Source organism: Dyadobacter arcticus, from assembly GCF_011762185.1.
Taxonomy (GTDB): Bacteria; Bacteroidota; Bacteroidia; order Cytophagales; family Spirosomataceae; genus Dyadobacter; species Dyadobacter arcticus.
Window position 1 is genome coordinate 1494771 of the sequence record NZ_JAASQJ010000001.1, and the last position, 15001, is coordinate 1509771.

The window sequence follows — 15001 nt, forward strand, 5'->3', positions numbered from 1 at the left end:
TCAGAAGCCCAGGTTCAGGCCGAAAGAAATAATGCGTGAAGAAGGATAACCTCCCAGGTCCACACCGGGTTCGAGGTTGAAGTTCGCTCCAACCACATCCGGATCAAGTCCCGTGTATTTGGAAAATGTCGCCAGGTTTTGCGCACTTACATATACCCGTGCATTGCTTAAAGAGAGTTTTCCGGTTACCGCTTGAGGGATCGAATAGGATAGCTCGACATTCCTTACCCTTAGATAAGAACCATTTTCCAGCCAGCGATCGGTATTGCCGCGGACGTTGGAAACAATACCACGGTCGGCACTGGCAGGGTCGCCAGCCGCTCCCGTCGAGTATGAAACCCCAAGTCGGGGAAAATCAGTATCGGTATTCTCGGGTGTCCAGGGGTTGATATCGCGGCGGTAATTGGAATAGCCCATCCCGTCAATATCCCTTCTTACATCATTATATAATTTCTGACCAAATGCGCCGTAAAATTGAACATTAAGCGACAAACCCGACCAAGTTCCGTTCAGGATCAGCCCGGAGGTTAGCTTCGGCCATGGACTCCCGGTAAAAGTCCGGTCGCGGTCGTTGATATCGTCATTGCCTCCCTGGTCGACCCTGTTTACATAACGGACATCCCCGGGTTTAGCATAAGCTGCCTGCGCTTTGTGGGATTGTACTTCTTCATCACTTTGAAAAAGCCCGTCGGTTTTGATCAGATAATATTCGCCAATCGAGCGTCCAACCTGCGAGCGGGTATTACCAGACTGGATGTAATTTCTTGGCTCCCCGGTTTCCTCGTCCACACCCAGGTTCCCAAGGGCAAGTACCTTATTCCGGATCAAGCTGAAATTGGGCGCAACACTCCATGTGAACGGCCCTGAAGAGTGGCGATACGTAAAATCAAGCTCAATACCTTTGTTTTCAATGGAGCCAATGTTCACGAGCGGGTCGCCCTGCAAGTTTCCAATGTAGAGCGGAAGTGGTAGTGATAACAACACATCTTTCGCTACCGAGCGGAAGGCATCAATTGTAATCGCCAGCTTGTTATTGAAAACCACTAGGTCTGCACCAATGTTGGTCGTCGCTTTTTGTTCCCATTTAATATCTTCATACACCAGCCTTGCTTGCGTCGCACCGGGAAACTCTGTTTGTCCCGACCCGAAAACCGCACGTGGCGCCTGGTTGAGAAAGCCTGTGAATTGATAATTACTGAGGTTAGCGGAGCCCAATATGCCGTAAGATCCTCTAAGTTTCAGTTCGGTTATAATGTCTGATTTAAAAAATTCCTCATTGCTTATTTTCCAGGACGCTGCGGCGGATGGGAAGTATCCGGTGCGGTGAGCAGGTGAGAAGCGGGAATCCTTATCGGCCCGGAATGTGAATGTCAGGTAGTATTTTTCTGCGTAATTGTAGTTTAGCCTGCCCAGTGCGGAGTTGATCAAGGTTTGTGAGCGGGTTCCGGAAGCAGTCATTCCGCCGCTGGCCGAGTTAATGGTCGTAAAATAGTCGCCGCCATACACGCCAAGCTGCAACCGACGCCCGCCGAGGCCATCGGTTTTAATCGTTTGCTGGGTGTAACCAACGACGCCATTGAAATTATGTTTACCAAAAGTGCGGGCGAAATTGAGTGTATGTTCAAACAGGTAGCTCAGGAATTGAGACCGGTTTTGTCCTACGCTGCTGAAATCAGGGGACTGGTTCCAGTACCACAGCCCATCTTTCCGCACATCATTGGTTTTATCAAAACTGGTTTCCAGCCCCACATTAAAACGATAACTGAGACCATCCAGAATCTTATAATCGAGATAAGCGTTTCCCAAAACCTTGAAGAAGTTGAAGGTGGTCCTGGTATTATCATTGATCGCCACCTGGTTTCTGGCAAATGAGCGTGCATTGAAAGAGCCATAACCCCAGCCACCCGGATTGGAATTACTTATTAGATCCGTGCTCTGCACAGGAATGATCGGCAAGCTGGTCCATATATCATACCATGCGTTTCCTTCTGCAAAGCCACCCTGAAATGGTGTATTGCGCTCGGTGCTGGAAATCATCATGTTCTCGCCGAAAGTGAATTTATTACGCGTCGCTTCGGTGTTGATCCGCACAGACGCCCGCTGAAAATTGCGGGCTTTCAGCACACCTTCGTCAGCAAAATAGGCGCCCGAGATAAGAAACTTACTTTCTTTTCCTCCACCCGACAAGCTGACATTATAATCCTGAATGCTACCTGTTTGCAACAGCTGGTCAGCCCAATTGGTGTTTATTGTGCCATTGTAATTGGCAACCGAAGGTTGCAATGCGTAACCCGCTGCCTGGTATGCGCGGGTATTGGTCGCCACATATTCCTGGGCGTTCATCATATCCCAACGTTTTGGAAGTGATGAAAGACCAAAACGGGCTGTGGCGTCCACTTTGAGCGGGCCCTCTTTCCCTTTTTTGGTTGTAATAATAATCACTCCATTAGCAGCCCGGGAGCCGTAAATGGCCGCTGCTGAAGCGTCTTTCAAAACCTGTATCGTTTCAACATCATTGGGGTTAACGGTTGTATTTGCATCGGCGAGCATGCCGTCGATCACATATAATGGACTTGCATTCCCGAACAACGTACTCAGCCCGCGTATGTTCACTACCGCTTCCTGGCCGGGCGCACCGCCATTACGCACCGCAACTCCGGGAGTCATTCCTTGCAATGCCTCGGGCAGCGATCGCGCAATACGCTTATTTGTATTTTGTGCATTAATAATGCCGGTCGCACCCGTCAGGTCCGATCGCCTCACCGACTGGTAGCCGATCACGACAAACTCTTGCAAGTTCTGCGCGTCTTCTGCCAGCTGGATGGTGTAAGTCGTCTGCTCAGTTACGGGTACTTCGGCGGCCAGGTAGCCGATAAAAGAAACCCGCAATGTTTGTCCGGTTTGCGCGGAAATAGAAAATTTTCCGTCCGCATCGGCGATCGTAGCAGTGTTGGTACCGGCAAGGAGCACCGTTGCTCCCGGCAGCGTCTCGCCTGTGGTAGTTTGCACGACGCCGGTTACATCCCTGCCTTGGGCAAAGGCAGTGTCTACATAAAAAAGAAAGAGAATCAGGATTTGAAACAGGGTAAAAGATTTGAGCATAGCTGATGGGTTGATGAATATGAATAATCCTACTAGTAACAGTAACGTCCGAAGGGGGCAGAAAAAGTGCATCTTTCCGTTAAAAATTGTGCCAAAACAAAGTTTTCTATATTCTTTGTCCTTAATGCTACCAGCCAATGATGCGGATCGAAGGCTTCAAATAAAAAAGAGACCGTCGATCTAGTGAAGACGGTCTCTTTAGGCATGGTTTCTTTTCTATTTTGGCAACTTATCGTCGTGCTTCTTACTAGTCTAATCGGCATTCAGGTTTGACTGATTGGAAGGGTAACCGAGGCTGTCATCCTGATTATCATCGCCAACTCCAGTGGCCGCCCTGCTCGACGCACCGCTGCTGTCGTTAGGGGTTGTTTGTGTGGCACTTCCGGAGCCTTCACTTCCTTCCGTATCATTTCGCTCTGTCCCACATGATAGTATTGTCAAGGAAATTAACAATGATAAAAAGGCACTTGCAATTTTATTGGTTTTCATAATCTTCAATGTTTATTGATGAGTATAAGCTTAGAAACGACTGATCCCGTACGCTGGTCAGGGACGAACGCCGGTATGCTTCGTGTCTTCATTTTTATAATTACCGGTCTTCCCTGTATTATTTTTCATATTTTTTGGCGCAGAGCCACTACCTTCTTTAAGCGTCGTGTCCGATTCGGTTAGGTTTTTCCTGCGTTGCTCAATCGCCTTTTTCGAATTCAAAAGCGATTTGGAATCTCCACTTTCAGAATACTTGCCAACGTCGTTTGCATTATCATTTGTAGCGCCTCCGGGACGGTTGCTAGACTTTTCACTATCGCTATTTGCTCCGCTTTGTCCGGAAGGGGAAGGTGTTGGGTTGGATGGGCTTGCAGGCGGAGTACTGCTTTGGCCTTGTGTACTCGGGTTAGCGGGTTGGGCGCCTGTACTTCCTGTTTGCCCGGCGGATTGAGTTTGGTTTCCTTTATTCTGATCTGTCGATTGCGAGCTGCTATTTTGACCCGTTGATTGCGTGCTGCTATTCTGACCAGTTGTCTGCGTACCTGTATTCCCCGTCTTGTCAGTGGACTGGGTTTTATTTTCGCTGTTTTGATTTGTCGAATTCGTGCTTGGGTTATGCTTCTGATCGACAGCAGGGGAGCTTTGGTTTCCTTTGTTCGCGTCAGCAGCAGTTGTACCCTTGCCCTGCTTATTCTGACTGGCAGCCGGATTGGTAGAATTGGTGGTACTTTGCGAGTACGACATTGTTGCTGCTCCCAACATGACGGCTAAGAAAAAAATAATTGGCTTGTTCATAATATTTGATTTTCAATTGATGAGTTATGTTCGGTCCTATGACCTTTCTGGGCGGGATATAAAAGCATGCCAGAAACGCTTCGGTGGAAGCTCAGAATCGTTAACAGTACATTGATGGCACTATATTTTAACGTTTCCTTGCATCTCATATATGACAGTATGATGGATAAAAGCATCAAACCTTATAAACAGGGAATCAATGAATACCGAGATATCGCCACCCAGTTCCGGCTTACAGCAAAAAGAAACTGCTTTGCAGGATTTTTTAAAAGCCTTCATGCATACTCCTGCCTCAATGCGAGAGTTGCAATCACTGATAGAACAGCAGCCTGACCTGTTACTTGGCGATCATTACTGGCGGACTATTTCGCAAAACGGCATTGATTTTAACCTACCGTCGGATAACGATGGCAGTATTGGTAACTTAATTGCATTCTCCCGTATTTCAAATGAACGGGAAGTATTATGTGCAATCAACCTGCATACCCAAGACCATACGGCCGTTTACGTTACGTTGGATGACAGTATGCATCTTAGCGGTTCCAAAATGAACTGCTTATATGCATCAGCTGCAAGTCCCCAAGAATTAAATGTTGAAGACCGGAATGGAAAAGCGGTCCGGCTTACGGTCCCTCCCAGGGGGCTTGTCATTTATGCGTGATGTAAATTTATTTTACCATTTGAGTGAAACATTTCGGCAATTTGAATTAAGGCCATACGAATCGATGATTTAGCAATAAAAGCTTCCCAGGGGGAGTACATTGCTTTGGCAAAAGTCCTAATATTGCAATCTCTTATTAAGACGATTGAAATATCATGTCAAATAGCTTATTCGATTTTGGAATGATCGGGCTTGGGGTAATGGGTAGGAACCTTTTGCTCAATATGGCCGATCACGGCTTCTCTGTTATCGGTTTTGATAAAGACGAAGCAAAAAATGTTGCATTGGAAGCTGCAGCAACTCCGGGGACGACCGTCAAAGGTGTACCAGAACTTGCGCAAATGATCCATCTGCTGCAACGGCCCCGTAAGGTAATGATGCTGGTTCCGGCCGGACAGCCTGTTGACGATGTAATCGCTTCGTTACTACCACTTTTGGAAGAAGGGGATGTGGTAATCGACGGCGGAAATTCACACTATACCGATACGCTCCGCCGGGTAAAATACCTGCATGAAAAAAACATTCACTTCATGGGTATTGGTGTTTCGGGCGGTGAACAAGGCGCTCGCTCCGGGCCAAGTATTATGCCGGGTGGTAACCAAACGGCCTATGAGCACGTCAGGCCAATGCTGGAAGCAATTGCGGCGAAAGTCGGCGATACTCCGTGCGTTGCTTACCTTGGCAAAGAGGGAGCTGGACATTATGTGAAAATGGTGCACAATGGCATTGAATACGCGATTATGCAGCTTATCAGTGAATCATATGCAATCCTGAAACATGGCGGATTGAGCAACAAACAGCTTCATGAAGTTTTTAAAACCTGGAATGAAGGCAAGCTTCAATCATTCCTGGTGGAAATCACTGCCGAAATTTTTCTTCAAAAAGATGATAAGGGCGAAGGCGATCTGGTCGACGTGATTTCTGATAAGGCAGGTTCAAAAGGGACTGGAAAATGGACTTCGCAGGATTCAATGGAATTGCCTGTGGCTGTGCCGGTTATTGATACAGCCGTGGCCATGCGCACGCTCTCGGGTTACAAAGATGAGCGTATAAAAGCCTCAGAAATATATGGTAAGAATGCAGTGGGAGATACCGCGTCACAGGAATTGACCGATCAGGTTTACGACGCATTGTATTTTGCTACGATCCTGAGTTATGCACAAGGTTTGGCGATGCTTTTCCAGGCTTCGCAGGATTTGAAGATGGACATCCCGTTGCCGCAAGTGGTTAGTGTGTGGCGTGGCGGATGCATTATCAGGTCGTCGTTACTGGAAGTATTTACCAATGCCTACAAGCAAAACCCCGAATTGTCCAACATTTTGTTGAACCAGGAAGTCGCTGCACTCGTTAAATCAGCAGAGGATAACACGCGTTCTCTGATCGCTTTTGCGGCCAAATCAGGTGTTGCAGCTGCGGGTTTAATGTCGTCACTTGCATACTTCGACGCCTACAAATCTGAACGGATGCCTACCAACCTGATCCAGGCACAACGCGATTATTTCGGAGCGCACACTTATCAACGTATTGATACCCCCGGTACCTTTCATACAGAGTGGGGCCAACCATAAATCAGAAATTTATGCAAACCAATAAACGCCCACCAGCCTCCGTACTTTTTATTTTCGGAGGAAGCGGCGATTTGAATTACAGAAAATTAACGCCAGCTCTTTACAACCTGTTCTTAGACAGCTGGATGCCTGAACAGTTTGCAATTGCAGGCATTGGAAGAAGTGCTTACACCGATGACGCATACCATGGACATCTTCTGGAAGGGGTAACAAAATTCTCGCGGCGCAAAGGAAAGCAGAATGGACATTGGGCAGAATTCAGCCAACACGTTTCCTACCTCCAAATGGACGGTGACGACGCAGCGGCATATCATAAGATTACAGATCTTGTCAAACAAAAGGAAGAGGAGTGGGGAATTCACCCCAATGTCATCTTTTATCTGGCCGTGGCGCCTCAGCTGGTTCCTTCCATTGCCACAAAATTGGGTGCATTGAAGATATGTTCCGAGAAAAGTACAACGCGGATTGTAGTTGAAAAACCATTTGGCCACAACCTTGAAAGTGCGCATGATCTGAATGTATTGTTATCGAGCATGTTTGCGGAAGAGCAAATATTCAGGATTGACCATTATCTAGGCAAAGAAACCGTGCAGAATATTCTTGCATTGCGTTTTGCCAATGCCTTGTTTGAACCATTATGGAACCGCAACTACATTGATCATATCCAGATCACCGCGGCAGAAAGTGTAGGTCTCGAAGGAAGAGGCGGGTATTTTGAACATGCGGGAGCATTGAGGGATATGGTTCAAAACCACATTCTGCAAATCCTTTGCATGATTGCAATGGAACCGCCTGTGTCATTTGACGCCAATGAAATACGTAACAAAAAAGTTGACGTGCTAAATGCGATCCGCCGAATTACAAAGGAACAGGTACACGATTTCGCGGTACGGGGCCAATATTCAGGTGGTTGGAAAAAAGGGGAGAAAGTGGTTGGTTACCGACAGGAAGAAGGCGTTGATCCGCATTCGCACATTGACACGTTCGCCGCTGTCAAATTCTATATTGATAACTGGCGCTGGCAGGGAGTTCCAATCTATGTTCGTACGGGAAAGTATCTCAATCAAAAAGCAACTAATATCACGCTGCAGTTCAAGTCGGCCCCACATTATGCATTTCCGACAGAGTCCGCAGAATCCTGGCATTCTAATCGTCTGACTATCAGCATTCAACCTGGTATGGACATCAGTATTCGCTTCCAGGCAAAACGTCCGGGGCAGACTATGGAGCTTGATCCGGTTGATATGACTTTCGATTACGACGAAGTTGCTGGCGAGCACGCACCCGAGGCGTATGAGACGCTGCTGTTAGACGTTATGGAAGGCAATGCTACGCTTTTCATGCGTAATGACCAGGTAGATGCAGCATGGAAGGTAATTACGCCGATTTTGGAAACCTGGGAAGGCCGGAGTCCCCAGGATTTTCCTAACTATGCGCCAGACTCCTGGGGACCTGATGGGGCAGATGCATTGCTAGCCCGCGACGGTCACACTTGGATCAACTTACCCCCAGCTCTTTAACTGATGAAATTACATATTGAGAGGGATGCTCAACAAATGAGCGTAAAGTTTGCCGGCTGGATTACCGATTACATTCAGGAGGTTTTGGCAAATCAGGATCGGTTTACATTTGTTTTATCGGGCGGTAATACACCCAAAATACTGTTTGCTGAACTTGCAAAATCACCGTATAAGGAGGCAATCAAGTGGGAGAAAATTCATTTTTTCTGGGGCGACGAACGCTATGTACCTTATGAAGATCTCAGGAACAATGCCAGGATGTGTTTCGAGGAGTTACTAAATAAAGTTCCGGTAAAAGCTGAACATATCCACATCATGCGCACTGATATTTCGCCAGAAGAATCTACGGAGGAATACGAGGCCATCTTGAGAAGCTACTTCGGAGATGCAGAAACCACTTTTGACTTTGTTTTGAATGGCATGGGAGATGATGGACATACTTTGTCTTTGTTTCCGGGTACAGCAGTTATTCACGAAACTGAAAAGTGGGTTACTTCTTTTTTTCTAAGCATTCAGGATATGTATCGGATCACGCTCACAGCTCCCGTAGTGAACAAAGCAGCTTGTGTCGCATTTATGGCAGTAGGAGAAAATAAAGCCAAGGTCCTCAAAGAAGTTTTGGAAGGAGAATCAAATGTTGATCTTTATCCTTCTCAAATCATCAAGCCAGAAAAAGGGGAGTTGCATTGGTTTGTAGACGAAGCTGCTGCAAGTTTATTAACAAAGTAATTCAGCTTTACCTATTGGTTCAAAAGCGCACGCCGGATGCGCTTTTTTATTTGGACAGCCCCGGGGCAATTGAATCTTAAGGAAATTTCTTTAAAAGACTTCCGGGTAGGCTTATATGCGCTGAACTATCGACTTGCATTTCAAAAGATTGAAACACATCATTATCTATATTCAATGTGCTGTGGTCATAAACGTAGAAACTGGCATTGCCGAAAGAGTTTTTTTCATCTATTTTGCTCAATACATCCCCATTCAGATTTAGCTTTAAATCTTCAATCTTGTTTTCTGAAAACTGAATAGCGCCTCCATTTAGCTGAACGGACATCTTTTTAATATCCCAGTTATTGACTTTCAAAACCACCCCATCAGATACAATACCGTCTAATGACGGCGCCATAATATAAAAGGTCGGCGTTGCCCGCAACTCAAATTCCTTCGGCATATCATTTTTCTGCCAATCTCGCAGGTAAGTAAAGTGTAAAGTATCTCCTTCCAGTTTCCATTTCAGGTATTGCGGTTCCGCGATCACCCGCAATTCATGATTTTTTCCGGGTTGTATCTGGGTAACAGCGAAAGCTTTCCCGTCCAGTTTCAAGTAGCGAAATGCTGGCAAAGTCACCTTTGTATAACTAGCCAATGGATTTGTTTTGTCCATCTTCTCGTATTCTGCTTTGAGGATTAGATTGGAACCTACTGTGACAATAAGTATCAGGGCAAATAGCCCGATGAGGACAATGTTGCTGCGTTTCATTAGGAAAAAAGTTTATGTGGTGACTGGAAATGTATCTGTAATAAATTTGGTATATCTGGAATTAAGCTCATCCATGGTGATATTTAATAGATAAAGTGTGCGGAAAACGTCGGGCAGTTCGGTTTCAAGAAATCGCTCTTTGCGATAGCGAAGGATTTTGTTGGCAGCATTGTCATCCGCAGAATAGCCGATTCCCCGTTTGTTGAATATGATCTCCTTGTTTTGAAGAAAATCATAAGTTCTCATCACGGTATTAGGATTTACTTCCAACATTGCCGCCAGGTCTCTTACTGAGGGAATGCGCTCACCAGACGGCCACTTGCCAAGCAAGATCCGCTCACATATATAATCGGCTATTTGCAGGTATATAGACTGTTTATCTTTAAATTCCATTTCTCAATCGGGTTAAAGTTCCTTTTCTCTCAGCCTTAGGTAAGTGACTGACCATAATATCATTACGATCATCGCAGGGAAAAATCGGATGAACGTGTATATGCTATTTGGCAATTTTACCTGGTAAAATTCCGTCACTTTAGGTCCGGTTTCGGTGCCATCGGGCCAATACCAGATACTCCATCCTGTGATCGGGAATGTCACCAGTTTTGACGGGAATGAAGTGAAATAATAGCCCAGGCCAAGATGCAATAAGCCAATTGCCAAAAAGCTTACGATGACGACGGATGCCGTTTTCAGATAAGAAGCTTTGGTAAAATATAGCGATCCAAAAAAAACGAATCCGTGAATGAGAAAGTAATATTGAATGGCGTATTCAAGAACAAACACGGGTAGCGTATTGAATTTTTGTCCGCTGGCCGGTATCCGAGCATTGGCGTAGGCCACCGTGCTAAAATGCAATTCCCAAAAAATAATTATAAATGGAATGACAAAAACGAGATTCAATAATAGGGAAGAAAGGAATTTTTCAGTTCGGGAGGCAGGGATCATGATTGCAGCAATACCGGTGGGTGGTGAGGAATATTGCGTAAAAGCGCTGCTGCTGTAAAGACTGCTTCCGAAAAGTACAATCATGAAAAGCCCTAGTATCTGAATCATTTCCTTCATGTTGCTGTAAGATGTTGCCAGTCCGACGGGCATCATGAGCAGGATGAGCAGGAAAAGCAAAAGGGCAGCTGTGAAGAAAAAGGTTTTTCCCCTTTCGGCCACATCGAATCGCAACATCAATGCAAACCGGTGAATGTTAAATGTCTGGTTCATAAGATTAGTTTATTTTCATGGCTAATAGTTAAATATTTTCTGAATACGCCCCGGATTTTCCATGACCGCATTGAATAATTGTTCCAGATCGACCCGACTATCTACTTGCTCAGAATTTTCGAAAACAGCCCTGTAACCGCGTAAAGAAGGTTCTGAGTAAAGAACCCGGTTGTCAAATTCAACATTACTTAGCGTTCCGAAACAAAGTCGCTCGGTCACAATGTCGAGGCTATGTTGCAGGAGAATCTTACTGTCTTCCAGAATAATAATTGAGTCGATCAGATTGTCCAGGTCGCGAACCTGGTGGGTTGAGATCAGGATGAGCTTGTCTTTATCTAAAACAGACGAAACCAGTTTCCGGAATTGACTTTTGGAGGGTATATCCAAACCATTTGTCGGCTCGTCCATGATGAGCACCCGGGTGTTCGTGGCAAGCGCGAAGGCAATCAGTACTTTTTTCTTTTGACCATAAGACATTCCTGTAAGCTTGTTTTTTTCAGGAATATCCAATTCAGCAATGTATCCCCTGAACTGCTTCTCGTCAAATTTCGGGTAGAAAGGAGCAAGCATATCCAGGTACTTGTCCACAGTTACCGATGGTAGATATATTTCTTCGGGAATAAAAAATACGTCCTGCAGAAATGCAGGCAGACGTTTTGCCGGCTCAAAACCAGCGACACGGATCTGGCCGTCGAGGGGGAAAAGTAAGCCGACCATATTTCTAAGTAAGCTGGATTTGCCCGCGCCGTTCTTTCCGAGCAAACCATAAATGTGGCCCGGTTCAAGATGCAATGTTAGGTTTTCAAAGAGCATTTTGTGCTTACTATATCCAAAGGATACCTGGTCAAAATGGATCATAGACTGAGAGAGATTAGTGTTCTAGTTAAATAGTACACTACAAACATATGTGAAGCATTTGAATAAAGCAATTGTAGTTGAAACTATTTATTAGTTGCCGTCGGCTTAGGCCGACGGCAATTGATTGAGAAGAAAATTTTTATAGTCTTCTTTTGTGTCGATATCAATATTTCCGAGTGGAAATGGGACTGAAGTGACATCCTGGGAATATTTGAGCAGCAGCTTTTTAGCTCCTTCGTTACCGCTAAGTTGGAGAAGCGCATTGAAATATTTTTTATTAAATAAAACTGGGGTACCTAATGTGTCGGCGTAAGAAGAAGCCGCGATTCCTGTCTTCGAAGCATTTATTTGTTCGATAAGGGATTGAAATAGGGGAGCAGTCACAAATGGTTGGTCACTTACTGCAATGATGGCACCATCCAATGCAGGATGAAGCGATTTCAATTTGGAAAGGCCAGTTTGAATTGAAGAACCCATTCCCTGTTGCCAACCGCCATTATGAGCCAAATGATGAGATAATCCGAATAATTCAGATTCAATAAGCGGAGCATTTGAACCGGTTACAACAACTACATCTGAAACGTCAGTTGCCAATGCGGCTTCGGTAATGTGGCGGATCAATGTCTTATGCTGGTATCTCAAGAGTTGCTTGGGCTCACCAAGTCGGGAGGAGTTGCCGGCAGCGAGAATGATGATACCGTAAGCATTATACCGATTCATCTTCCGAAACGATTGTAGATACGGCGCAAAGGAAATCTTCCTTTTCCGATTTGGTGTAATCCACTTGCTGATCCTTGCGATTATGGATGGGCTCTGGCTTCTCCCTGAGTGAAGATCCTTTCCGGTCGCTTAAAATGGCTTTTATTTCGGCGAGTATCGACAATGCAATTTCTTCGGAAGTTTCTGCGCCAATGTCCAGGCCAACAGGACCGTAAATTTTTGATTTTTGAAGATTTGTTATTTCAATACCGTCAATTTTCAGCTCTGAGAACATTCTCTCTAGTTTCTTCTTCGGTCCTAATGCGCCTGTGTATCTACAATCTTCAAGGGTAATCAACTGTTTCAAAAGGGCCAAATCGTAGTTGTAATTGTGGGTCATGAGCAAAAAGAATGTCCGGTCATCGGTTTGGACATGATTGAGTACATCTTCGGCTTTTGTAACGATCACCTTGGTTGCTTTTGGAAAGCGTTGGCGGGTAGCATGCGCAACGCGACCATCGACCACCGTTGTCTTCCAGCCCAGGATGTCTGCCATTTCCACCAGCGGAATGATATCGTTACCAGCGCCCGCAATGACCAGCGACGGCGGCGTATTCAGGTATTCAATTAAACCAGTCAGATTTTGACTGCTGAAACCGAAGGTTTTGAAGAATGAGTCAGCCTTCGCGTATGCAACTTGTGATTCTGCCAATAACTCTTGAATAATGTGGGGTTCGGTGTTGTGATGAATTACGGACTCATCTTTTTCCAAATGCAGAAAGCATGTGCCCGGCTGCAAACCTGTCCGCGAATTGAGTGAAAACAATGTGACCAAAACAGCATTTTGTCGCCTGACCAAAACCTGCTTCAATAACTCAATAGGATTGTTATTTTGGTCTGTATGAATGGGTTCAAAAAGAATATGCACGATTCCATTGCAGCCAAGCTGTACACCCAAAGTAGTATCATTTTCATCCGTGGTATCGTAGGTTACCAGTTTGTTTTTTTGTTGAGAAATTGCAAGTAATGCTTTACGCAATGCATCGCCTTCCAGGCATCCTCCACTTATGGCACCCGTCAAATGACCATCATCTGTAACCAGCATACGCGCACCGGGACGTCGGTAAGATGAACCTTCCACGTGTACAACCGTGGCCAGCGCCATCTTTTTGCCGGCAATTATTGCGAGCTCATAGGACTTTATAATGTCATTAATTTCTTTCATGACGATGCTCCTTCACAATTTTAGAAATCACCTGAACGGCATGTTCCACATCTTCCTGGGTCGAAAACCTGCCAAAACTGAAGCGGAAAGTATTATGGATTGTTTCATCGGACAGGCCCATTGCTTTCAACACATAGCTTGGTTCCAATGTGGCCGAGGTGCAGGCAGAACTTCTGGAAAACGCCAGGTCGCTGCTTGTTTCAAAAATCATTTTTTCCCCGTCAATGCCGTTGAAAGAAACGTTAGTAGTATGGGGAAGTCTTTGACCAGTGTCTCCCGCGTTCACAATAATATCTTTTAGCGACAGCAATTTAGCTTCGAAATCATCCCGAAGCATACTCAGCCTTTTACTTTCCAACATCATTTCATCAGCGCAAATTTCGCATGCTTTTCCAAAAGCGACAATTCCAGGCACATTTAAGGTGCCGCTTCGCATATTCCTTTCATGGCCGCCACCATCAATTTGAGAGGTAATTGAAACAGTCGGGTTCTTTTTCCGGACATATAATGCACCAACACCTTTGGGTCCGTACATTTTGTGCGCACTGAAAGTCATCAGGTCGATCCCATCCTGCTGGACATTGACCGGGATTTTACCGACAGCCTGTGAAGCATCTGTCATAAAAAGGACGTTGTATTTCTTGGCAATCTCCGAAATGTCTTTAATTGGCATTATAAATCCAGTTTCGTTATTGGCATACATGACGGAGATCAGAACTGTGTGGCCGGTGATTGCTTTCTCCAACTCGTCCAGGTCAATCAAACCGTTCGGAAAAACTGAAAGATAAGTGACGTTTGCCTTTTTATATTCAAGATTTCTGCATGTGTCTAAAACAGCTTTGTGCTCCGTTGTGACCGTAATGATGTGCTTTTCATCGTTTGCATGATTTTCCAATACGCCCTTGATAGCGAGGTTAACGGCTTCTGTCGCGCCGGAAGTGAAAATAATTTCCTGAGGATGCGCACCAGTTAACCCGGCAATTTGCTCCCTCGCTATATCCACGGCTTCTTCTGCCTCCCAGCCATAGGAATGCGTGCGGCTCGCTGCATTGCCAAATTTTTCTGAAAAGTAAGGCAGCATTTCCTGCACCACCCTCGGATCCATGGGCGTAGTTGCATTGTAATCCAGATAAACGGGGAGTTTCAGAAGCATTAATTTCGTCTTTAATCAAGAAAACAAAAATCTCCCTGATAGTTCAAATTAAACAAAAAACCACCTCATTATAAGCAAGAGGTGGTTCGGCAACTTAAACGAACAGGTTAACTAAAATACAAGGATCAGTAAGCCATTTCTCCGGAAGATTTGGGGGTAGGATACGGGACATACTTCACGGTTAATTGAAACTAATTAGCTATTTTTGTGTTAACTCTACAATGTTAGTAGATTAA

14 protein-coding genes are annotated in these 15001 nt (G+C 45.3%); 4 read left to right on the forward strand and 10 right to left on the reverse strand.

Annotated features, from left to right (window positions below):
* From FHS68_RS06365 to FHS68_RS06375, 3 genes are all read right to left on the reverse strand, one after another.
* A complete protein-coding gene (locus tag FHS68_RS06365; protein ID WP_208408179.1) occupies positions 1–3102 on the reverse strand; it encodes a SusC/RagA family TonB-linked outer membrane protein in 3102 nt (1033 codons plus the stop codon).
* A gap of 252 nt (positions 3103–3354) precedes the next feature.
* Positions 3355–3591 carry a hypothetical protein gene (locus FHS68_RS06370; protein ID WP_167268237.1) on the reverse strand — a complete coding sequence of 79 codons (237 nt, stop codon included), beginning with the start codon at positions 3589–3591 and terminating at the stop codon, positions 3355–3357.
* A gap of 57 nt (positions 3592–3648) precedes the next feature.
* A complete protein-coding gene (locus FHS68_RS06375) occupies positions 3649–4386 on the reverse strand; it encodes a hypothetical protein (protein ID WP_167268239.1) in 738 nt (245 codons plus the stop codon).
* A gap of 199 nt (positions 4387–4585) precedes the next feature.
* Between FHS68_RS06375 and FHS68_RS06380 the strand changes: the two genes are divergently transcribed.
* The 4 genes from FHS68_RS06380 (at position 4586) to pgl (ending at position 8864) form a co-directional block, all read left to right on the forward strand.
* Positions 4586–5047: an alpha amylase C-terminal domain-containing protein gene (locus tag FHS68_RS06380; RefSeq protein WP_167268240.1), complete on the forward strand. Its 462-nt coding sequence runs from the start codon at positions 4586–4588 to the stop codon at positions 5045–5047.
* Between the two features lie 155 nt (positions 5048–5202).
* Positions 5203–6615, forward strand: a complete 1413-nt coding sequence (gene gnd / locus FHS68_RS06385; RefSeq protein ID WP_167268242.1) for an NADP-dependent phosphogluconate dehydrogenase — start codon at positions 5203–5205, stop codon at positions 6613–6615.
* Between the two features lie 11 nt (positions 6616–6626).
* On the forward strand, positions 6627–8135 hold the full coding sequence (gene zwf, locus FHS68_RS06390) for a glucose-6-phosphate dehydrogenase (protein ID WP_167268244.1): 1509 nt from the start codon (positions 6627–6629) through the stop codon (positions 8133–8135).
* Positions 8136–8138: 3 nt separating this feature from the next.
* The gene (gene pgl, locus FHS68_RS06395) at positions 8139–8864 is read left to right on the forward strand and encodes a 6-phosphogluconolactonase (protein ID WP_167268245.1); all 726 of its coding nucleotides are present in this window, start codon (positions 8139–8141) and stop codon (positions 8862–8864) included.
* A gap of 76 nt (positions 8865–8940) precedes the next feature.
* Here the strand turns inward: pgl and FHS68_RS06400 are convergent, their stop codons facing one another.
* The 7 genes from FHS68_RS06400 to FHS68_RS06430 all read right to left on the reverse strand — a co-directional run bounded on the left by FHS68_RS06400 (position 8941) and on the right by FHS68_RS06430 (position 14759).
* A complete protein-coding gene (locus FHS68_RS06400) occupies positions 8941–9615 on the reverse strand; it encodes a hypothetical protein (protein ID WP_167268247.1) in 675 nt (224 codons plus the stop codon).
* Positions 9616–9627: 12 nt separating this feature from the next.
* The gene (locus FHS68_RS06405) at positions 9628–10008 is read right to left on the reverse strand and encodes a GntR family transcriptional regulator (RefSeq protein WP_167268249.1); all 381 of its coding nucleotides are present in this window, start codon (positions 10006–10008) and stop codon (positions 9628–9630) included.
* A gap of 12 nt (positions 10009–10020) precedes the next feature.
* Positions 10021–10830 carry a hypothetical protein gene (locus FHS68_RS06410; protein WP_167268250.1) on the reverse strand — a complete coding sequence of 270 codons (810 nt, stop codon included), beginning with the start codon at positions 10828–10830 and terminating at the stop codon, positions 10021–10023.
* A 21-nt stretch (positions 10831–10851) separates the two neighbouring features.
* Positions 10852–11688, reverse strand: a complete 837-nt coding sequence (locus tag FHS68_RS06415; RefSeq protein WP_167268252.1) for an ABC transporter ATP-binding protein — start codon at positions 11686–11688, stop codon at positions 10852–10854.
* Between the two features lie 105 nt (positions 11689–11793).
* On the reverse strand, positions 11794–12408 hold the full coding sequence (locus FHS68_RS06420; protein ID WP_167268253.1) for a nucleotidyltransferase family protein: 615 nt from the start codon (positions 12406–12408) through the stop codon (positions 11794–11796).
* Positions 12395–13612, reverse strand: a complete 1218-nt coding sequence (locus FHS68_RS06425; protein WP_167268255.1) for an XdhC family protein — start codon at positions 13610–13612, stop codon at positions 12395–12397. Before FHS68_RS06425 ends, FHS68_RS06420 begins: the two co-directional genes overlap by 14 nt.
* A complete protein-coding gene (locus FHS68_RS06430; RefSeq protein ID WP_167268776.1) occupies positions 13599–14759 on the reverse strand; it encodes a cysteine desulfurase family protein in 1161 nt (386 codons plus the stop codon). The genes FHS68_RS06425 and FHS68_RS06430 overlap by 14 nt, the downstream gene beginning before the upstream one ends.
* Positions 14760–15001 lie beyond the last annotated feature (242 nt).